Genomic DNA, 21222 nt, shown 5'->3' with positions numbered 1-21222 from the left:
ATGAAGATAAAAACAAAATTAATTCTTTCGTCTACGATTCTTGCAGCGGTTACGTCGGTAATCGTAATTATCGCGTTTATCACTTCGAATATGACGGAGAAGAGGTTCAGCAAGATTATTGAAGTGGATCAGAAGGTCATTTATAACCTGACGCAATTGGAGACCCTATTGACGGGCGTCTCTAATGATGAACGGGGGTACTTATTGACCGGTGATTCGACCTTTGCCGATTCATTGAAAGCGAAGCAGGAGTCCGTCGCCAAACTCATGGCTGAAACCAAAGGCTTGATGACGGCTGAGGATGACCGCAAAGTTTTTAACGAGATCGAAACCGGGTATGTCATATACACCGAAGCTGTAAATGAGGTGTTAAACAAATTAGGGTATGACACCGGTTTTTACAAGGCTGTGCCGTTCCGGGTGTATGAAGCAGCATTTAACAAGGAACGCGAAGTGCGCAAGTCCTTCAGTACGGTTATCGCACAATTTACAGTACATAAAAATGAAGCCTTGGCTAAGCAGGCTGATCAGATTGCGGCCAGCAGCCGATTTCAGAATTTGATCATTATGGTGATCGGAGTTGCAGCCGTTGTTTATTTTGCTATACAAGGATATCTTCTTACCCGTTCGATTCGTCCTTTGAATCAAATGAGCGATCAGCTATTGAAGATTGCCGAAGGCGGAGGGGATCTGGTTACCCGATTACAGATCAATACGAAAGACGAAATCAGGGATGTAGCTGATGCTTATAATAAATTGGTCGATGGCTTCAGGGAGCTCGTCGTACAGGTGCAGGATACGGCCGGCAAAGTCGGTATCGCAGCTTCGACGCTTCACTCCACAACGGAGGAAATTCGTCAAGCTTCCCAGCAAACCTCAGGTATCATGGAAGAACTGGCGGCCGGGGTAGAGAATCAGCTTCAGGATACAGAGGAAACAACGGCTACGGTAACGGACATGGCGGAAGGAATGAAACACATCGCGCATGCCGCCCAAGACGTCTCCGGGTTGGCAGCAACGACGAACCAACTTGCGGCTGAAGGGGAACAGGCACTTATCCATACACTGTCTCAAATGGAAGGCATACGCACCAGCGTGGACCAATCCGCGCAATCGGTGCGTGCGCTCGGCGAAAAGGCCTCCAACATCGGAGCGATGGGTCAGATCATTATCGAAATTGCGGAGCAAACATCACTGCTTGCCTTAAATGCCTCAATTGAGGCCGCTCGGGCGGGCGAGCATGGCAGAGGTTTTGCGGTTGTGGCGGCAGAGGTCCGGAAATTGGCTGATCAGGCATCGAACTCTTCCGTCGAAATCAGACAATTCGTCCATGAACTTCAGCAGGATATTGTTGATCTGGCCGGCGTTATGGAGCAGGGGACCCGCGAAGTGACCGAGGGCATGAATGTGGCACAAGGAGCCGAGAGAGCCTTTAAGGACATTGAGCAATCCGTCGGCGAATTGAATGAACAAATTCAAAGTGTTACCGTTGCAACAGAACAGATGAACTCCGGGGCAGGGGAGCTTGTTCACGCCATCCGCCGGATTCAGGAGGTCACAGAGACGACGGCAGGGGGAACTCAAAGCGTCAGTGCCGCCACGGAAGAGCAGTTGGCCTCAATGGAGGAAATTACAAATTCCGTTGAAGATTTGAATGTCATGTCCAGCAAGCTTCGGCAATTGATGTCCGGCTTTAAAGTATAAATAAGGAAAAATTGTATATGGGAAAAACGGCCACCTTGCCATCATGCATATTCCGGGGAAAAGAACCTACAATATGGATGACAGATAACGCAAAGGTGGTCTTCTCTCATGGAAAACAAGAAATGGGATCTGGTTGCCCTTGCATCCATACCACTCATCATGACGTTAGGCAATTCCATGCTGATTCCCATTTTGCCGCAGATCTCCAAAGCTCTGGGGATCAGTTCCTTCAAAGTCAGTATGCTTATAACGGTGTATGCTGTTGTAGCCATTTTACTGATCCCGATTGCCGGTTATTTATCGGATCGGTATGGACGAAAGAAGATCATCATCCCTAGCTTAATTATTGCGGCATTAGGCGGAGCTGTCTCGGCTGTGGCTGCCTGGATGCTGAGTGGGACGGCGGCATATTACGTTATTTTGGCAGGACGGTTTCTTCAGGGAATTGGTGCTGCCGGGGCATTCCCCATTGTCATTCCGCTTGTCGGCGACATGTTTAAAGAGGAAGAAAAGGTCAGTAAGAGTTTGGGTATTATCGAAACCTCCAATACGTTTGGCAAGGTAGTCAGTCCAATACTTGGCGCCCTGCTCGGAAGTTTTATCTGGTTTTTGCCTTTTATAGCGATTCCGGTTCTATGCCTGATCTCTATCGTGCTTGTCATTTTTCTTGTGAAGACACCCAAGTCGAACAACGACGATAAACAATCCATTCGCGAGTTTTTGAAAACAACCAGGCAGGTTTTGCACGAGAAGGGAAGATGGCTGTATGCGATTTTCGCCATCGGCGGCATTGCGATGTTTGGCGTGTTCGGCGTGCTTTTCTATTTGTCGGAGACGCTCGAGAGCACTTACAATTTGCATGGTGTGATAAAAGGGCTGGTGCTTGCGATTCCGCTGGCTTTGTTATGTCTGTCTTCCTATTTAGCAGGTAAATTCACAGGCAAAAATAAAGCGGCTAAAAAGTGGACGGGTTTCGCGGGTATGGCCATTTTGACGGCTTCCCTGATCGTCACCGGATTTAGTGCACAGATTTATTTTGTAGTCGGTATGATGACGCTTGGCGGCATCGGGATCGGGATGGTACTTCCATGCATGGACACGCTGCTGACGGAAGGTATAGAGAAGGAGCAGCGAGGTACCATTACCTCTCTATACAGCAGTATGCGTTTTATCGGCGTATCGCTCGGACCTCCGGTTGTCTCGCTGCTCCTTGGGGCGAATCATTGGGTGCTGTTCGGTACTTTGGCGGCCGTGGCGGGTGTAGGCAGTCTGCTCACATTATTTGCCGTGAAGCCGGAGGCAAAGAAAGACGATACCGAAGGGAATTCATACCGAGTCGACTTCAAGAAACCCCAGGGCTCGAAAAAGAAAGGTCTTGTCCATAAATAATGGACAAGACCTTTCTCTTATCGGGATATTTTCTTGGATTTGCACCAATTGCTTTCTCCGTTAACCAGCAGCGGTGGGTTCGGTATCCTCAAGCTGCGCCGTTGCTTTGATACGTGATTGACCCGTTACCTGTATGATGATATAAATCAGGATTAACATTACAAGCGCAATGGCTGAATAACGGTACATCATAGCGTACGAAGTGGATTTGGCGATGGAACCGAGCGCGATCGAGCCGATAGCGACACCGAAATCCAGGGAGTTGTAGAACATGCCGTTGGCCATGCCGCGCTGCTGCGGATGAACCTCCTGAATCATCCAGGTCTGGATGGATGGCTGCATTGCGCCGAAGCCCAGGCCATAACATAATGCGGATAACAGCATCGTTCCCGTCGATGTGGCGAAGGTCAGTAACAATAAACCGGCGACCATTAGAATAGCAGCGGGTACAACCAGTGCTTTGTGTCCATACCGGTCATAGATTCTGCCGGAGAACGGCCGTACCAAAATAATGGCAATGGCATTGAACAAAAAGAAATACTGGGGATTCTGAAGGTGAGTCTCGGCGCCGAACAACGCCATGAAGCTCAACAGCCCGCCGTACGTAATGGACATCAAAAAATTAAGCACGCTGGGCAGAATCAACTTTTTATTGAATGAACCTTTAGGTTGAGCCTCAGCTGGAGGTTGAACTGCAGCGGGGCGCTCCATATTTCGTTTTGCCGATCTTGACGTCAAAACGTAGGCGAGCGGGAAGATAAGTACATTGATCATGACGGTGATGATCACAAGCGGTGTGAACCCCCCGTCTTGGAGGAGGGTCAAGCCGATCATCGGGCCGATCGACATGGCGAGTGTGGTGGATAAACCGAAATAGCCCATACCCTCGCCCAGTCGTTTGATCGGAATGACGTCTGATGCCATCGTAGGAAACGAGGTGCTGGTCATGCCAAAGCCGATGCCAAACAAAACGCGCATCAGCAGCAGAAAGGCAATGCCCGATGCCCAGTAATAACCGATCGTGGCTGCCAGCGAAATGAACAGCCCGACGTACAGAAGCAGGCGCAGCTTCCCTTTTTCCAACGCCTTGCTTGACACGAAGCGGGAAGCGATTGCGCTGAAGGCGAACACGCTGGTTATCAGGCTGATCTGCAGCGGGCTTGCCATAAACGCCTCCTTGGCGTATGCGGGCAGCGTGGTCAGCATCATCTGCAGGGTCAGAAACAGAAAAAGGTTGCTGACCATCAAGGTGATGAATTCTTTGGTCCATAATCGTTGTTTTGTATTCATTTCATTCATGTGAAACATCACTCCTGTTTGTCTAAGTTGTGTATGTTGGCATTGATCCGCGAGAGTGTGTCCCAGAACATCTCTAATTGATGATCGTCAATGCCTTCGATTAACTGGCTTCCGCATTGACTTTCGATGGTTGTGGTTGCCTCGATTAATGCTTTGCCTGTATCCGTCAAAAAGAGCTGGAAAGCTCTCCGGTCGTTAACCGAAACAGATTTGCGAGTATATCCTTTTTTCTCGAGCAGATCCAAAATACGGGTAGTGGTCGGTTGGTCCTTATCCGCTTTGGCGGCAACTTCTTTTTGATTTAACCCTTCGTGCTCCCCGATGTGGTATAGGACCAGCCATTGCTCGGGAGTGATATCATAGGGCTTCAGGGCATTGGCAAACAAATGCGATGCGCGGCGATAGGTGTAACCCAGATGAAAACCGATGGAGGGGTTGCGTTCAGGCAATTTCAAGAAACAAGTCACACCTTTCATTTCAAGTTTTCAGAAATAGTTGTCTAAACAATTATATGCCTGACATGCAAATCAGTCAAACCATTCAAAAAATTAATTATCCGAATGACAGGGTTTCGTTAAACGATGTGGAATATGAAAATGGAATGATAACATAGCTCTAACAATTGCGAGCTATATTTATAGTACAAACCAATATCTAACCACTCAGGAGGAAGTACACATGTCACAATTGATTAATTTTGCACACCGCGGGTCATCGGCCATATGTCCCGAGAATACGATGGCTGCCTTTATCAAAGGCCTGGAGCAGGGAGCTACAGGGATTGAAACCGATGTTCAGATGACGAAAGATGGAAGGCTGGTTCTGATCCATGATGAGAGTGTTGCCCGGACCACGGGGGCCGAGGGGCTAGTCAAGGATTATACATACGACGAGCTGGTCAAGCTGGATGCAGGCTCATGGTTTGGAGCGGATTTTCAAGGGGAACGCATTCCGCTGCTGGAAGAACTGCTGGAATTAACGAAAAATCGCGGCACGATTGTAAATATCGAGCTGAAGAACGGGTCGATTCAATATCCCGAGCTGGAAAAGCGCGTGATCGAGACTGTAAGACATTACAATATGTCAGAGCAAATCGTCATCTCAAGCTTTAATCATTATTCCCTGGTGGAGTGTAAACATATTGATCCTGATATCCGTACGGGCCTGTTGTATGGCGAAGGGTTATACAAACCTTGGGAGTATGCCAAATTGGCTAAAGCTGATGCTCTTCATGCATACCATCGCGCAGTTCTGCCGGAATGGGTAGAGGAAGCGAAGCAGCATGGCGTAGTCTATCACCCTTGGACCGTCAACGACGAGGAACAGATGAAAACCTTGATCGATGCCGGCGTGGCGGGCATAATTACGGATTATCCGGATGTACTCGGGGGATTGCTACAAATTAAGGGAGCGTGACCTTGTGAAGAAAACATGGCTGCTGGGCTTTGGCTTTTTCAGCATTAGCATTACCTGGGCGCTGTACAATGCGTTTGTGCCCTATTTTTTGGAGGATTACATATCCAGTGTTGCCCTGATCGGTTTCTTTATGACGATCGACAATTACTTTGCCTTGTTCTTGCAGCCATGGATCGGAAGTCGCAGCGACAGGACCCATACCCGGTACGGCAGAAGAATGCCTTACCTGCTCATCGGTATGCCGCTTGGCGCTCTGTTTACCGCTATCATTCCGTTTCACAACGGGATGGCGACTTTGATACTGTTCATGGTCCTCATGAACCTGGCCATGAGTCTGTATCGTTCGCCTACCGTTTCATTAATGCCGGATATTACGGAGGAGAAACGCCGCACGAGAGCCAACGGCATCATTAACTTTATGGGGGGCATAGGGTCGATATTGGCTTTTGGCGTGGGCTCGGTGCTGTACAGTGCTCATCAGTCCCTGCCTTTTATTGCCGCAGCGGGCATAACGCTGGTGTCGTTGTTCATTTTGAGAACGTTTATCCAGGAGAAGCGTGACGCTCCAGGCTATCAGGCTCAGACGGCCGCCAAATCTAAAGTTTCCTTTAAGAGTCAGATCAATCGGACGACGGTGCTGCTCTTGGCGGCGATATTTTTCTGGTTTGTCGCATATCAAGGGGTTGAGACGCTGTTTACTTTATACGGTAAAAACGAAATGCGGCTAACGGAATCGCAGGCTTCCTTCTCCCTGACGTTTTTTTCGCTCGCCTTTGTTGTGTTCGCCATTCCAAGCGGATGGCTTGGCGGTAAATTCGGCAAGAAACGGATGATTCTGATCGGCGTCAGCGGGCTGTTGATTGTCTTTGCGCTCGTACCATGGGTTGAGTCACTGCTATTGCTTCGCATATTGCTGACCGTTGGCGGATTATTCTGGGCTTGCATCAACATCAACTCCTATCCATTTATCGTATCTACAGGATCGGAGGACAGCATTGGAACGCGGACAGGAATGTACTATTTGGTATCCTCACTTGCGGCGATCTCGTCACCGCCTCTTCTGGGCAAGCTCATTGATGGCATGGGGTACTCGATTCTGTTTTATTGCGCCGCAGGCAGCATGCTGCTCGCGCTGATCTGCGTGCTGATGATCCGGCATCAGGAAACGGAAAGCCCTGCAAACTCGCAGACCGCTTCCGCCAGCTTGTCCTAGCCGATTTGATTTTTTGATATCCGAAGGTTCGGCTCCTGCTAGTGAGTGTGTGCGGAATAACATTGACGAGAGCTTGCCGGCACAGGTAGAATCTAATATCAGATAGATTTGAATTAGAATATGCCGGCGAAGGTGCAGGAGCTGATTCCAAGGTTGACAACGATTTATGATATTGCCAAGAAAACAGGCTATTCGCCTACGACGGTGTCGAAAGTCTTCAACAACTATCCGGATGTCCGGGAGAAGACGAGAGCCAAGATTTTGGCAACCGCGAAGGAAATGGGCTATCTTCCAAACGCAAACGCCAGATCGCTTACAACGAAGCGATCCTGGACCATTGGCATTCTCTTTGTGGAAGCTACGGGAGCAGGGATTCGTCACCCCTATTTCGGAGCCGTCATCGAAAGTTTCAAGAAAATTGCCGTATCCAAAGGTTATGATCTGATGTTCATCTCCAAGGATGTCGGCGGCCGAAGAAGCAGTTATGTGGAGCATTGCAAAATCCGGGGCGTCGACGGCGTGGTCGTCATTCTGTCGAACAGCGAGGACCCTGATTTCCAGGAGCTGCTGGATAGCGGCATACCGTGCGTTATTCTGGACTCGTCACCGGAGCATGTGCATTCGGTTTACTCCGACAATATTGAAGGGAGCATGCAAGCACTTCGGTATTTGCATTCGCTTGGACATCGCAGCATTGCCCATATATCGGGGGGATTGAATACGTTTGCAGGCGAGCAGCGTCAACAGGGCTATGAGCAAGCTATTCGGGAGCTTGGCCTGGAACTAAGGGAAGAGTACATAACAGGCAGCGATTTTTTCTCTACCGAGAGCGGATATGAAGCCATGAAGAGGCTGTTGGGGCTGGAGGTTCGGCCGACAGCTGTTTATGCCGCTGGAGATCTGCTTGCGCTTGGAGCAATTCGCGCCGTGCGGGATCATGGCTTGAATGTACCGGGAGATCTGTCCATCATCGGTTTTGATGATATTGAAATGTCCCGTTATATTACCCCTGCGCTAACGACCATACGCCAGGATACGGAGCAGCTGGGCACCGTTGCGGCGGAGATCCTTCTTACTTCGATCGAAGAACAAGACACAACAGTACAGTCGGTTATGCTGCCGGTTCAATTGATTATCCGGGAATCCTGCCGCCCGGTCACCTAGGTGAAATATAAAGGCAGGACTTATTTTTGCTATATTTCGAAACCGGTTTCGAAAATAATCTAACGCTGAAGTTGAATCAAGTATGAACCATTTAAGGAGGATCTAAGCATGTCAAATTATCGTTTTGAGAAGGATGCCTTTGTGATCGGGCAGTATGATCTCGCCAAACCGTTTTCCAGCTTCCTGCCGGGGATCGCTGGCTTGAAGGGGATACCGATGTGGACCTTTTATGTGAATCGGGGGCAGGGGATTTGCAGCTTCGGCATACGGGATAAGAACTCGCCGATCATGGAATTTTCCCCGGCGAATATCTCGTATAAGAATGTGTCGACAACCGGCTTCCGTACGTTTATCAAGATGGCGGGGACACCGGCAGTCTATGAGCCGTTCCAATCCTTTCAGCCGGATTCCAAAGCGAAGAGAACGATGTTGATCCGTCAGAATGAGCTGGTCATTGAGGAGGAGCATGCTGGTAACGGATTTCGCACGTCGGTATCGTATTTTCAGCTGCCCGGTGAAGATTTTGCCGCTCTTGTCCGCGAAGTCGGCGTAACGAATATCGGAACACAGCCTGTATCGCTTGAACTGTTGGACGGCATGCCGGAGATTCTGCCTTACGGTGTCGAGAATAGCGGGTACAAGGAGGTCGGCAATCTTCTGCGAAGCTGGATGGAAGTGGAGAACCTTGAACAGGGGATTCCGTTCTATAAAGTTCGCTCTAGTACGCACGATGAGGCGGAAGTCAGCGAAGTTACGAGCGGTCACTTTTATCTGTCGTTTGATCAGCACGGGAAGTTGATCCAACCCCTTGTAGACTTTGAGCTGATCTTTGGCGGAAACACTTCATTAATCCATCCTGATCGATTTGCCGTGAGCTCGGTGGAAGATTTGATGAACGCCACACCGTATGCCGTCAACAAAGTGCCCTGCGGATTCAGCGGGCTGTCGGCTACGCTTAAGCCTGGGGAGACGGCGACCGTTTTTACGCTGGTAGGCCATGTGAACGATATCGGCAAAATCAATAAGCGCTCCAAAGATTTGTGTTCGCCTGCCTATATCCTCCATAAACGCGAGGAGGCCTCGGCGTTGACACGGGAATTAACCGAGGATGTTGCAACCAAAACGGGATTACCGCTATTTGATGAATATAGCCGTCAGTCCTATCTGGACAATTTTCTGCGGGGCGGATATCCGTTCCTATTCGATAACGGGAAGGAAGGGGCCGTTGTCCATCTATACTCCCGCAAGCATGGGGATCTGGAACGGGATTATAATTTCTTCTCTCTTGCGCCGGAGTACTATTCACAGGGGAACGGCAATTTCCGGGATATGAATCAGAACCGCCGAAATGACGTTTTTTTCAACCCGAAGGTAGGTACATTCAACATCCGGATGTTCTTCAGTCTTATTCAAGCCGACGGATATAACCCGCTTAGCGTAGAGGGAACGATATTCCGCGTGAGTGAAGGGAAGGAAGAGGAACTGGAGAAGCTGCTGCGGGCCTCCGCGGCTCAGGAAGACTATGAGAAGCTGGCCAAAGCATGCGCCGGGGATTATACGCCGGGTAAAATCATCAACGCGATTTCGGATCTAGGCATCAGGCTGGAGATCAGCGAGGAACGGTTCTTGTCCGGACTCTTGACGATATCCGATCAACATTTTGCCGCTTCGTTCGGCGAAGGGTTCTGGTCGGATCATTGGACTTATAATATGGATTTGGTTGATACCTACCTGGATATTTATCCCGACCGTTATGAGGAACTACTGTTTGGCGAGAATGCGTATACGTTCTTTGACAGCCCGGTGTACGTCCTTCCGCGGAGTGAGAAGGTTGTGATCAGCCGGGGCAAGGTACGGCAATACGGTGCGCTGTTGGAGGACGAGGAGAAGCTGAACAAGCTTGGCAGAAAAAGGAACGCTGCGGAATGGCTGCGGGTAGACGGCGGACAAGGCGGCATTTACCGCACGAATCTGTTTGTCAAAATGATCTCATTATCCCTCAACAAAATGGCAACACTCGACCCTTACGGGATGGGGGTGGAGATGGAGGCGAACAAGCCGGGCTGGAATGACGCGATGAACGGCTTGCCGGGCCTTTTTGGGTCGGGCATGAGCGAAACGATGGAATTAAAGCGGATGGTCGCATTTATCGTGGATGCGGCCGAGCGGTTCAGCCATCGAGTGATTCAGGTACCGGAGGAGATTGCATCTTACTTGGAGAGCGTGTACGAAGCCGTGCAGCTGTATCAGTCCGGCTCACTGGACTCATTCGGTTATTGGGACTTGGTAGCGGGGCAGCGTGAAGCCTATCGTGCATCGGTCCGGTACGGGATCAGCGGCCGGGAGGTTGGAATTTCGGTGAAGAACGTAAAGAGCATGTACGAGGCCTTCCTGGATAAAATCGAAGAAGGAATCCAGCGTGCCGAGCAGATGGGTGGCGGAATCGTGCCAACGTATTTCCGTTTTGAAGCCGAGCAGTTTGAAGAGGTTCGGGATGCAGGGGGAAACCCGGTGATCACCCGCTATGGTTTGCCCGCCGCAAAAGTGCTTGAATTCAAGGCATATGCGCTCCCGCATTTTCTGGAAGCACCGGCTCGCGGAATGAAGCTTGCCGATGAAGGCCGGGCGAGAACGATGTATGACCGGATCAAGGCATCCGATCTATATGATTCCGTGCTCGGAATGTATAAAACGTCCGTCAGCCTGGAGGGAGAAACCGATGAAATCGGACGCATCCGTGCATTTACAGCCGGCTGGCTGGAGCGGGAATCCGTATTTTTGCATATGACCTATAAATACTTGCTTTCATTATTAAAAGCCGGATTGTATGACGAGTTTTTCTCGGAAATCAAAACTTCTCTCATCCCTTTTCTGGACCCGGCCGTTTATGGACGCAGCACGCTGGAGAACTCCTCGTTTATTGCCAGCAGCGTGAATCCGGATCCCCACGTGCATGGACGAGGTTTCGTGGCAAGGCTGAGCGGATCGACGGCCGAATTCCTAAGCATGTGGATTACGATGATGGCAGGAAAGAAGATATTCCGATACGAAGGCAGTCAGCTGCAGCTCCATCTGAAACCCGTTCTTCCAGCGTGGCTGTTTGACGAGAATCAAGAAGTGTCGTTCACCTTCCTTGGTGCCGTCAAGGTGACGTATCGCAGCGAGCGCGCAGCAAATACGTACGGTCAGGACGGCGTCACGATTCAGCGTTTAACTCTCATCACGGTGGGAGGGGATTCGATCGAGGTCGATGGGCCTCTTATTACAGGTGAGTTGGCTCAAGAAGTCCGTAATGGGAACATCCGGGCCATTCATGCTGTGATGAAATAGAGGGACGCAAGCCAAACAGGCCACCCGAGATGAATCGGGTGGTCTTTTCACTATTATTTGAAGTTTTGTTTATTCATTAGGGGGCTTTTTGTTATTGCTTGACATGGCCGAGCCAAACGTAATGCCAATGGCAGCACCGATCGCGATGCCGATAGCGATATTATCCGTGGCAACACCAATGGCGACCCCGACGCCGAACCCCATGCTTATTCCAAGGGCCATGTTGTTCTTTTCCATGCGCACGTCACCCCTATCTGTATGCTGTTGATCCCAACAAGCGTCCTTCCTTCTCAAGCTGCTATGGTTATTATTATAGAGGATTATGGACGTGGATGCCGGATATCCGCTGCTTCATGTTTTCTTCGCTTGCAAGTCCCAGTGTTGCAACCCATAATAGATATATCGATTTGAAGTACATATGAATTCAACATCTTTGAGTGCGAGGAGGGGGTTATCATGCAGTGGATCGCCATGCTGACGATGCTGATCGATCATGTAGGGCTTGTGTTTTTTCCGCAACAGGAGATTTGGAGAATCATCGGCCGCATTGCTTTTCCAATCTACGTCTATGCTCTCGTTCAGGGGCACCGCTACACTTCTTCGAGACCCAAGTATATCATTCGGCTGGCCGTTATTGCGGTGATCTCCCAAATTCCCTATCAGCTTGCGCTGGATCCTGAAGGGTTGAATGTGGTCATTACCCTGGTAGCTGGAGCCATCGTTTTATATGTGCTGGAACGTTCGGATTCCCAGCTGTTATCGTGGATGGTTGTGGTTGCCGCCTGTGCCCTAATGAGTGAATTTCCGTTTGATTACGGAGCGTACGGACTGCTGTTGATCTTGATTTTCCGATATGCTCAGGCCAGTTGGCTTGTTCCTCTTCATATTGTGTTGAACCTGGTATTCTGGTTCCTTAATAACTGGGAGCTGCAGATGTGGAGCGTCATCCCGACGGCTGTGATAGCTTATGGCCCGCAGGCATGGAGGAAACTGGAGTCTATCCGGGTGAGTCGCTGGGTATGGCGTTCATTTTATCCTCTGCATTTACTGATTATTGCGTTATTACGGGTGATTGTATAGAGAAGCATTCTTTAGGTTACCGCTTGATGGATTGATTATATACAAGGAGAGACATACATGTTGAATATCGCAATGGCTGCCTGCATCCTATTGTTCGCAGCGGCGGGTTACATCGCATTCATGAATTCCAAATTAATTGCGGATAAAAAACGGGAAGCATACATTCCTCCGCCTGCTTCGGAATATACCGTTTATATGACGCCTCAGTTCACGGAGGAGGACAAAAGATCGATGAGTCCGATCGGCGTCATGGAATTTCGCGATCCGCAAGGGATGATGAAGGTATATCTTTGCCGGGTCAGGAATGCATCCGAGGATCTGAAGCTGGAGCAAGCCGGCAATGTGTTTCTTCATCATTTGACGAAGGCCAGGGACACCGGCACGCTGATGTTCTACCGTACGGTGGAGGAAGCGCTGCAAGGACCGGAAGAGAAGAGTTTGACCGACCGACTGTCTGCGGCTGCCAAAAAAAAGCCGAGAACAGAATAGGCAAACAGGGTCAATCCACCCGCTAGCGGGGTAATAAAGAAATAAAAGACCGAAAGGAGATTTTCCGAAATGAAAACATTTAAAATCGGAAGGACATCGGTCTCCGTCTTTATAGGCGATATTACGACATGGACGGGCGACATTATCGTCAATGCTGCAAATTCGGGACTGCTGGGTGGAAAAGGCGTGGACGGCGCAATTCATAGCGCCGGCGGGCCGGAAATCATGGAGCAGTGCATGGAAATTCGCAAGCAGCAAGGCGGCTGCCCGCCAGGCAATGCCGTGATTACCGGTGCAGGCCGGCTGCCTGCCCAGCATATCATTCATACGGTCGGCCCAATCTGGGAGGGCGGCGGACGGCGTGAGGAGCATACGCTGGCGGAATGCTACCGCAACAGTCTCCTGCTTGCAATCGAGGTGGGTGCCAGAAGCATCGCCTTTCCTAATATAAGCACGGGTATCTATGAGTATCCTAAGGCTCCGGCATGTGACGTTGCGTTAAAGGCGGTTACGGAACTGCTTGAGGAGGATCTGCCGGATAACCGCCTGGATCGGATTGACTTCGTTTGTTTTTCTCCTGATAATGAAGAGCTTTATATTCATTGGCTTGAGCAGTACACCCAGGAGAAGGAAACGCAAGTATAAAAAGCCTTATCGACGTACATTCTCGGAAGACAGATGCGATTCATTAATAAACATCAGGGGCGCAGTTAGCGCCCCTGCCGTTTGTCAGTCGACTTTACATATGATAGGAACCGCTCGGCTCAAACAGCACCCATTCCAGCATCGTGATCATATCGTCGAGACGGGTTTCCTGATTGAGAAGGGAGTCTCGCTCCGGACTGTTCTCCTTAAGAGCAGTCAAGCGAGTGTGCAGCATTTTCTTCTGCATCGTAAGTTCATTGATCTTGGATTTGATTTGGTTCTCAGTTCGCATAAGTATAATCCTTTCGCTTGTATGAAATTCATCTATTTACCCCATATTATAGCATTTGATTCAGCTTAAGACGAAGGAGCGGATTCACATGGAAAGTGAATATAATATGAAGAAAATGGCGGCGGAGCATGCCGCCAAGTATGTGCAGGATGGGATGAAGATTGGGCTGGGCACAGGCTCAACCGCTTATTACGCGATTCTCAAAATCGGCGAGATGGTACGATCCGGACTCTCGATTCAGGCCGTGGCTACCTCTGAAGCTTCGGAGAAGCTGGCGATGGAACAAGGGATATCCCTGACGCCGATCCATCAGATCGATCGCTTGGATCTAACGATTGACGGGGCGGATGAGTTGGATGACCAGCTGCGTTTAATCAAGGGTGGGGGCGGAGCGCTTCTCCGCGAGAAAGTCACGGCTTTTCACAGTGAACGACTCGTGATTGTGGCGGATGAAGCAAAAGCCGTAGCTCAACTCGGCGCTTTCCCGCTGCCGGTTGAGATTGTCCCTTTTGCTTTTGAGTGGACGGTTCGGTCACTAGCCCAGCTTGGTTGTTCGGTGGAGATCCGCCGTAAGCAAGATGAGGGGTTTTATGTTACGGATAACGGGAATTATATTGCTGATTGCCGGTTTCAGCATATTGCCCATCCTGAGGAATTGAGCTCTCGGCTAGGCGCCATTCCTGGTGTGGTTGAACATGGACTGTTTATCGGTATGGCCGACCAAGCGATCATCGGCTGCCAGGATGGAACGGTGCGTATGTTGCATTCCGGGAGCATAGAAGCAAAGAATACATTTGACAGTTGATCCGGCGTTCATTAACCTTAATTACATGATATCTTTCGGAGGGTGAAATATGTCGGATATTCAAGAACACGAGGATACCCCGTTACATTTGCTGGTTGTCCTTGCCAGAGCTTATAACGCAGTGATGACACATTCGCATCGCAGCATCAATAGTCACGGATTGAACTCCACCGAATTCGGTGTATTGGATGTGCTCTATCACAAAGGGCCGCAGCCGCTGCAAAAGATAGGCGAAAAGGTGCTCATTTCCAGTGGTAACATTACATACGTGGTGGACAAGCTTCAAAAGAAAAACCTGCTGGTTCGCCGGGCTTCCGCTGAGGATCGCCGCGTCATTTATGCTGAGCTTACCGCAGAGGGAAAGGAATTTTTCGAAGCCATCTTTCCTCAGCATCAGGAATTGATGGTCCAGGTGCTTAGCGGCTTGTCGGAGGACGAGAGAGCACAGGCGGCGATGCTGCTGCGCAAGCTGGGAATCAGTGCGGAAAAGATGTTGTAGACCTATACAAGTTTTAGATTGGAGATATGTATGCTTAAAGATATAACGATGCAAGCCATGCAACCCGAAGTAAAGGAACTGCTCAGCTACTCGGTATTTCCGGATCCGGAAGCCGTCGATCAGGCGGCTGCTGCTTATGAGACGGGCGCAAGTCGGTTATTTGGATTTGAAGAGGACGGTCTTCTCTTAGGAGTCATCGGTTTCGATATCGATCAGGACGAGCTTACCATACGGCATCTTGCCGTTCTTCCGGAGAATCGGGGAAAGGGATATGGACGCGGATTGATTTTGGAGCTGCTCCTTGCGGTCCAGCCTAAGCCGGTCCGAGTCATTGCGGAAACGGACGAAGAAGCCGTAAACTTCTACCGCAGTATCGGCTTTGAGGTATACAGCCTGGGAGAAAAGTATCCGGGTGTTGAAAGATTCCGCTGCATCTACGAGGTGGAGGAATCCGAAGAATAGGCTACTCTTATTTAAAGCATGTTTGCCGTCTTCGAATGGAATTAAAATTGCCATTCAAGACAATAGACCCGTTTCGCAATGGGGGCACCCCTCATATAATGTCGTAACGAGCGGGGCAGGGGGTGAACATGTTGGTGTACCATTATACCGCTGTCGGCGATTCCTTGACCTTCGGGTTTGGGGCGATGCCTGGCAGCGGTTTTGTTCCGTTATACCGTCGGATGGCGGAGGAGAAGCTTCGCCAGTTCGTGGCCCATGAGAATCTCGGGGTCAATGGATTAACCTCGGATGAGTTATACGATCGGGTTGTTCAGCTTCCTACGTATCGCTATCATTTGCAGCAGGCTCAGATCATCACGATATCGATCGGAGGCAATGACTTGATACGTGCGGTAAAGTCCACGGGAGGCCGACCGAATCGGGAGGTGCTGGATGCTGCCTTGTATCGATGTCAGAATCATGTGGCTAATACCGTTAGACATATCCGTAAAATAAAGACGCCGGTCAGCAAACCTTATTTCATTCGCGCTATCGGTCTTTATAATCCATACCCGGCCTGGACGGAGGCAACGGAATACGTGATTCGGTTCAATCGGCACTTGATGGGGCTAAGCGACGGCTATTTTCGAGTAGCTGATATTTACGCACAATTTTCAGGCCGAGAGAAAGAACTGATGTCGGTGGACGGTTTACACCCGAATGGCCGAGGGTACCGGGTGATCGCGGAACAATTAAACCGGCTTGGGTACAAGCCACTTGCATAACTAATCGAATGATTAAGAAAAAAAGGGTGTCCCCTTGGTCTCTTGACCATGTGGACGCCCTTTGGTTTAAGTAATCCTCATTAATAATTATAATAATTTCCTGAAAAGACTTCGTACGGCCCATTTGCGTTCTTGCCGTTTTTTGTATTTCGGCAGTGACCGGTATACATCCATAGATTCCTGATAAGACTTCTTGGCATCCTCGGTCCTTCCCAGCGATTGATACATATATCCCAGCAAATAAAAGGCTTCGCTTGAAGAAGAGTGAATGGAATGGAACTGCTCCAAATAATGGAGCGCCTTCTCCCGATCCGAATCCCGAAAAGCATCGGCAAGTCTAAGATAGGGTCGGCCATATTTGACCCTCGGGTTGATCTCCAGAGCCCGGATAATATCCGACTCCCCTTGCGGGATGCTGCCGGTATGCAGGCGTGCGTTTCCGATATCGTCCCAGAACTCGGCGGAGTCCTCCAGACTGGATTCAATCGATTCCAGCAGCTTCAGGGCCTCCCCATACTTACGTCGCTCCAGGAGCAATCTGGCAAGCTCGTGCCTTGATGAAACGTCGCTGGGGCTAACTGCAATCTGTCTGCGCAGCTTGGAAATATTACGTGCGCGCTTAATTGGCTTTGTCACGCTGGGAAATACCCCGACAAAGCGGCGATCCAGCACATACACGATGAGAAGCAGCACCAGAATCGCCGTAATCGGATTACCGAAGATGTAGAACAGAAATCCAAAAATGATGAGTTTAAACAAAAGAGATCCCTCATTTTCCATGTGAAGTTGTAACACAAATTATACCATAACATGGATTTATTTAGGTGGAAACACGATCGGTTCCATAGGCCTTGAATACATGCGCATGTCGGAATAGGTCATAGGTATTGAAAGAAGGTCGATAATAGCCGATAAAGGTAGTAAAGAGGTGATGATCATGGCGAAAAAGGGACAAATATTCCATCATTACAGTTTCGAAACGAAGAAAAAGGCAGTCGCCATGCGGCTGGAGGGCATGACTAAGAAAGAAGTGGCATCGGCCTTGCAAATATCAGATATCGGACGGCTGAAAGTGTGGATGCGCAAATACCGTGAATTGGGCGAAGAAGGTTTGGTCGATCGCCGCAGGAGAAATGTATATTCAGATCCTACCGAGCGGGATCAAAAAGAACAACTTTCGCAGGTATAGACCATGAGTGATCGCATGAGGCGTGGTAAACGACCGTTACACCATGCCCTCTTTCATATGGGAATTCAGGGTGATGCTCTATAGTCGTGTCCGGGATTATCAATTGCATGGGCCAATTCATTAATCTTATCCCGAACAGGCGGCAGCCCAGTTCAATTGAGCGGAACCGACATAACATGTGGTATGTTCAAAAAAGGAGGGATTCATGTGAGCGGAGTAGGAGAAGGTTATGGCGGATATGGATATGGCTCTTCTGTAGGTGCTATTTTGGTATTATTCATCTTGTTGGTGATCATTACTCGCGCATTTATCTAATCCATCTTTTGAGCGAACAAACCAATTGAATCGATAAGTAGATACCGAGCACCTGGAGCAGTCATAACGACAGACCGTCCAAAAGAGGCCTGGCCTCTTCTTAGGGCGGTCTTGTTCTTGATGAAGCGAGAATCGGCGTGAATGATTTGTCATGAAACATGGATTAACATTTAATCGCATGTAAGAATAATCTCAATAAACAGACCGCTCGAGAAGAACGGTCTGTTTTTGGGAGAACGAATATGGACCCGGGTCCATATTCTGTCCCGGTGTGTTACTCATGCTACATCATAATCAATATGACCTTACCGTTTACGAAAGATACGATATCGAAATTCGAGTACCCCCAGGTTTCAATGGTTTTTCCGCCGCCGGCAGTAATGTCCTTGGCCGCCGGATTTCCCCATGACAGCTGCACCTGTTCTTTGGTCATACCGAGGGAAACCTGGCCTGCTTTAATCTGTTTCCAGACTGATGCGGACCATTTGTATTTTTGGTATGGGTCGTAATTTAATAAAGAAGAACGGTCCGCAAACAGCTGCGTCACTTCCGAAGACCGCATAGGATAGCTTTTCACTGTTTTTCCTGAAGCCGTTTTGAAAATCACGTTGAATTCGCCTTTGTCATCCGGCAAAATGTCGGTTACCGTCAATTTCGAGAAGCGTTCCAAGTCTTCGAAATCATTCACCCAATACGTTCGACCAATAAATTTAACCAAGCTGCCCTGCATCGCTTTTTTGATCAAGCCAGCCGTCTCACTGGAAACGACGGTCATGACTGCATCGCTCCCGAAGGAGATATTCGCTTGTTTCCACTTGGCTTCCCAATTGATTTTCGCGCCCAGAACATCGGATAACACAGAAGCTGGAATTAGCAGTTCGCCTTTGTCTGTCATCGGAGCTGCTTTTAAGCGCAGCGGGCTGCCATTCAGCTTGGCCTGGTTGCTGCCTGCCGTGAGCAAGAGCACGGTCTCCCCGAACTTGGCCTCCACGGTTCCGTTTTTGGCAGAATAGGTACCGCCCAGTGCCTGCAGGACGGATTTGGCCGGCACCATGATATTCCCGTTAACTTGTTTCGCATATTTCAAATTGTTGCGCAGGCTGGACGATACCGTTATCGATTTGGACAAACCGCCCGAGGTTACCGTAATCTCTGTCTTGCCAACGCCCGCAGACTTCAGTGTTCCGTTCTTCTGTATGTTCATCAGATAAGGCTTCTCTATATCGATCAGGGCATCTTTAACCGGCACTTTGATCTTGGCCCCGTTCGTGTAAGTCTCCTGGATACTGACTTCCAGGGTATCCCCTACATAAGGCTTGGCTTCGGATATCGAAACCGATAAGGCCTTAACGACAGGAACATCAACCGATTTGTTCTGTCCGTTCGTGTGATGTATCCAGCTTCCGTCAGAGCGCTGTGCATAGAACCCCTCCGACAGATCCTCGGCATTTCCGTAAATCGAGGTTCTTACGATCCCGCTCAGTCCGGAGACCTGCTCCTTGAGCTTCCAGCGGTCTTTATACACTCCGGTTGTCCATACGGTTCCGTCTTGGAGCGTCACAATCAGAAGATCCGTCGGTTCATTGGATGCATAAACGATATGAGCTGCGTTCTGGGCGACGGTAACCGGGATGATACGCCCGTTATCATCAAAGTTGGACGTTTCGTATACAACCACGTCACCGTTGTCGCGCAATAGCGCAACACGCCCGCTGTGAACCGTCATGGATTTGACCCCGGCCGGGTTCTCCACGATCCCGAGCTTTTTGAATTGTCCCTTTTTGTAGTTATCCTCTAATAGGAGCTCCCCGTTTGAGGACAGAGCGGCAAATTCTTGATCCGCATTGGCGATAAGCATAATGCCGCTGAGGTTTTTTGCTTTTTTCGAGCCGCCCCATACGGTGCCGTCCGACTTCAGCCAGTAGTAACCCGCTATCTGCTTCACTCCGCTTGTTCCCGGAACGACCTCGGGTCCCTTGCCGATATCCCATTCCACTAATCGCCCATCCTGCGTCATGCCGATGCCTTCGTATTCATAGCCGCTGATGGCTGCAACTTTACCCGGCGTCCGGATGGCATGTCGTCCGTCGATCAGGGACCACATGGAGCCATCGCTCATCAGGTAGGTGTTCCTTCCCGCAATGTCGCTGATCTGGAGCCTGGACTCTTCGGCAGAAGCGATCCCGTGCGTCGTGCTGCCTGCAAAACCAAGTCCCGCCAGCATGGTAAACAATGCGAGAACATACAACGTTCTTCTCACTTACATGACCTCTCTTCACTCTACAATTAGGAATATTTTTCAAACAGCTATATTGATTCGACAAAATCGGAGTTATTCCTGCAATTAAAAACGCCCTCCGATATCCGGGGACGTCTGGTCCGGTTGAACTCGCGATAGTTCGATGAACTGTCTCGACCTAATGGTGTTTAGGGAACTACGGAGGGGAATATAGGTGGCAGAAACCTGATTAAGTAATATCAGTGCCCTTCAACAGCAATAGAGCCGCATATAAATCATTCTTCATCGTTTCGATTTTGGCGAATTTCCTGAAGGTAAGAATAGAGATTAAAGCGATCAGGGCATATTTCATTCTCGTTCGTTCTATTTCTGTATCTTCATGGCTAACAAAAAATTTCATGAATTAGATCCTCCCTAGAGACAGATGCCTCTGTGCCTTTATTCGTCCGCGGCGGAGAGTGCACGCAAATGTTCACAGTGACAACTTAGCGGAACAAATACACAATACCGGCGACCGCAAGAAATACGAAACCGGCTAGTAAGAACCAGAAGGATACCTTCTCCCTGGATGCGCGGTCGTCCCTGGGTTCAGTAAAGAAGTAGTCTCTTTGTTGGTAATCCGTAGTAATAAACACTCCGGATAGAAGCGCTGCAATCGCCAGACAAGCCAATCCTGCATATAAAAACAGGTTCATCACATGTCCTCCCATTATGTCCTTTATCATTAGAACGTTTGCTGAGAGGAATTGGTTATGCTCATTTACATAAGGTTAGGTGAATCGCCTGACTAGATGCAGATTGAAATGACAAAAGGCCGCTCATCTCGTTTAGCGGCTCAACATAAAAAAAGAACTAAATCCCTGTAATAGACATTGCCGTTACAGGGATTTAGTTCGGGAACCTCCGAAGAGATTCCCTCATGGGAGAG

General features: G+C 49.4%; 23 protein-coding genes. 15 read left to right on the top strand and 8 right to left on the bottom strand.

What is annotated here, in order from left to right; all coding sequences use genetic code 11:
- Nucleotides 1-1704, top strand: a complete 1704-nt coding sequence (locus tag DP091_RS04820; protein ID WP_113057292.1) for a methyl-accepting chemotaxis protein — start codon at nt 1-3, stop codon at nt 1702-1704.
- An 84-nt stretch (nt 1705-1788) separates the two neighbouring features.
- Nucleotides 1789-3093 (top strand): bacillibactin exporter BcbE, encoded by a 1305-nt coding sequence (bcbE, locus tag DP091_RS04815; protein ID WP_373456888.1) that lies wholly within the window; start codon nt 1789-1791, stop codon nt 3091-3093.
- A gap of 60 nt (nt 3094-3153) precedes the next feature.
- Here bcbE and DP091_RS04810 read toward each other — a convergent pair whose 3' ends face one another.
- Nucleotides 3154-4392 carry an MFS transporter gene (locus DP091_RS04810; RefSeq protein WP_113057290.1) on the bottom strand — a complete coding sequence of 413 codons (1239 nt, stop codon included), beginning with the start codon at nt 4390-4392 and terminating at the stop codon, nt 3154-3156.
- An 8-nt stretch (nt 4393-4400) separates the two neighbouring features.
- Entirely contained in the window at nt 4401-4847 is a 447-nt protein-coding gene (locus DP091_RS04805) for a MarR family winged helix-turn-helix transcriptional regulator (protein ID WP_258394405.1), read from the bottom strand.
- Between the two features lie 223 nt (nt 4848-5070).
- Between DP091_RS04805 and DP091_RS04800 the strand changes: the two genes are divergently transcribed.
- From DP091_RS04800 to DP091_RS04785, 4 genes are all read left to right on the top strand, one after another.
- On the top strand, nt 5071-5808 hold the full coding sequence (locus tag DP091_RS04800; RefSeq protein ID WP_113057288.1) for a glycerophosphodiester phosphodiesterase: 738 nt from the start codon (nt 5071-5073) through the stop codon (nt 5806-5808).
- Nucleotides 5809-5812: 4 nt separating this feature from the next.
- Nucleotides 5813-7021 (top strand): SLC45 family MFS transporter, encoded by a 1209-nt coding sequence (locus DP091_RS04795; protein ID WP_113057287.1) that lies wholly within the window; start codon nt 5813-5815, stop codon nt 7019-7021.
- Nucleotides 7022-7174: 153 nt separating this feature from the next.
- Nucleotides 7175-8185: a LacI family DNA-binding transcriptional regulator gene (locus DP091_RS04790; protein WP_113057398.1), complete on the top strand. Its 1011-nt coding sequence runs from the start codon at nt 7175-7177 to the stop codon at nt 8183-8185.
- Nucleotides 8186-8293: 108 nt separating this feature from the next.
- Nucleotides 8294-11515, top strand: a complete 3222-nt coding sequence (locus DP091_RS04785) for a cellobiose phosphorylase (protein WP_113057286.1) — start codon at nt 8294-8296, stop codon at nt 11513-11515.
- Nucleotides 11516-11584: 69 nt separating this feature from the next.
- Here DP091_RS04785 and DP091_RS31235 read toward each other — a convergent pair whose 3' ends face one another.
- Complete coding sequence (locus tag DP091_RS31235) at nt 11585-11752, bottom strand: glycine zipper domain-containing protein (RefSeq protein ID WP_181469734.1); 168 nt, start codon at nt 11750-11752, stop codon at nt 11585-11587.
- A gap of 219 nt (nt 11753-11971) precedes the next feature.
- On the opposite strand from DP091_RS31235, the gene DP091_RS04780 reads away from it, so the two are divergent.
- The 3 genes from DP091_RS04780 (at nt 11972) to DP091_RS04770 (ending at nt 13729) form a co-directional block, all read left to right on the top strand.
- The gene (locus DP091_RS04780; protein WP_113057285.1) at nt 11972-12595 is read left to right on the top strand and encodes a TraX family protein; all 624 of its coding nucleotides are present in this window, start codon (nt 11972-11974) and stop codon (nt 12593-12595) included.
- Nucleotides 12596-12652: 57 nt separating this feature from the next.
- Nucleotides 12653-13084, top strand: a complete 432-nt coding sequence (locus DP091_RS04775) for a hypothetical protein (protein ID WP_113057284.1) — start codon at nt 12653-12655, stop codon at nt 13082-13084.
- Between the two features lie 69 nt (nt 13085-13153).
- Nucleotides 13154-13729 (top strand): macro domain-containing protein, encoded by a 576-nt coding sequence (locus DP091_RS04770; protein ID WP_113057283.1) that lies wholly within the window; start codon nt 13154-13156, stop codon nt 13727-13729.
- 94 nt (nt 13730-13823) lie between these two features.
- Here the strand turns inward: DP091_RS04770 and DP091_RS04765 are convergent, their stop codons facing one another.
- Nucleotides 13824-14021, bottom strand: a complete 198-nt coding sequence (locus DP091_RS04765) for a hypothetical protein (RefSeq protein ID WP_113057282.1) — start codon at nt 14019-14021, stop codon at nt 13824-13826.
- Between the two features lie 88 nt (nt 14022-14109).
- Here DP091_RS04765 and rpiA point away from each other — a divergent pair, with 88 nt between their 5' ends.
- From rpiA to DP091_RS04745, 4 genes are all read left to right on the top strand, one after another.
- Nucleotides 14110-14826, top strand: coding sequence for a ribose-5-phosphate isomerase RpiA (gene rpiA / locus DP091_RS04760; RefSeq protein WP_113057281.1), 717 nt, complete (start codon nt 14110-14112; stop codon nt 14824-14826).
- Between the two features lie 49 nt (nt 14827-14875).
- On the top strand, nt 14876-15325 hold the full coding sequence (locus tag DP091_RS04755) for a MarR family winged helix-turn-helix transcriptional regulator (protein WP_113057280.1): 450 nt from the start codon (nt 14876-14878) through the stop codon (nt 15323-15325).
- A gap of 30 nt (nt 15326-15355) precedes the next feature.
- Entirely contained in the window at nt 15356-15787 is a 432-nt protein-coding gene (locus DP091_RS04750) for a GNAT family N-acetyltransferase (protein WP_113057279.1), read from the top strand.
- A 128-nt stretch (nt 15788-15915) separates the two neighbouring features.
- Nucleotides 15916-16551, top strand: a complete 636-nt coding sequence (locus DP091_RS04745) for a GDSL-type esterase/lipase family protein (RefSeq protein ID WP_113057278.1) — start codon at nt 15916-15918, stop codon at nt 16549-16551.
- An 87-nt stretch (nt 16552-16638) separates the two neighbouring features.
- Here DP091_RS04745 and DP091_RS04740 read toward each other — a convergent pair whose 3' ends face one another.
- Nucleotides 16639-17310 (bottom strand): tetratricopeptide repeat protein, encoded by a 672-nt coding sequence (locus DP091_RS04740; protein ID WP_113057277.1) that lies wholly within the window; start codon nt 17308-17310, stop codon nt 16639-16641.
- Between the two features lie 178 nt (nt 17311-17488).
- On the opposite strand from DP091_RS04740, the gene DP091_RS04735 reads away from it, so the two are divergent.
- Both DP091_RS04735 and DP091_RS04730 read left to right on the top strand, forming a co-directional pair.
- Nucleotides 17489-17740, top strand: a complete 252-nt coding sequence (locus DP091_RS04735; protein ID WP_113057276.1) for a helix-turn-helix domain-containing protein — start codon at nt 17489-17491, stop codon at nt 17738-17740.
- A 207-nt stretch (nt 17741-17947) separates the two neighbouring features.
- Nucleotides 17948-18055, top strand: coding sequence for a YjcZ family sporulation protein (locus tag DP091_RS04730; RefSeq protein WP_233355008.1), 108 nt, complete (start codon nt 17948-17950; stop codon nt 18053-18055).
- 283 nt (nt 18056-18338) lie between these two features.
- On the opposite strand, the gene DP091_RS04725 is transcribed toward DP091_RS04730, so the two are convergent.
- From DP091_RS04725 to DP091_RS04720, 3 genes are all read right to left on the bottom strand, one after another.
- Nucleotides 18339-20315, bottom strand: coding sequence for a stalk domain-containing protein (locus DP091_RS04725; protein WP_113057275.1), 1977 nt, complete (start codon nt 20313-20315; stop codon nt 18339-18341).
- A 208-nt stretch (nt 20316-20523) separates the two neighbouring features.
- Nucleotides 20524-20694: a hypothetical protein gene (locus DP091_RS31230; RefSeq protein ID WP_181469728.1), complete on the bottom strand. Its 171-nt coding sequence runs from the start codon at nt 20692-20694 to the stop codon at nt 20524-20526.
- Between the two features lie 85 nt (nt 20695-20779).
- Complete coding sequence (locus DP091_RS04720) at nt 20780-20989, bottom strand: DUF5316 family protein (RefSeq protein ID WP_113057274.1); 210 nt, start codon at nt 20987-20989, stop codon at nt 20780-20782.
- Nucleotides 20990-21222: the final 233 nt, after the last annotated feature.

The sequence above is a fragment of the Paenibacillus sp. MDMC362 genome, from assembly GCF_003269305.1.
Taxonomy (GTDB): Bacteria; Bacillota; Bacilli; order Paenibacillales; family Paenibacillaceae; genus Paenibacillus_AQ.
Note: the sequence above shows the minus strand (reverse complement) of the source record. Positions and strands in the feature narration are given on the sequence as shown.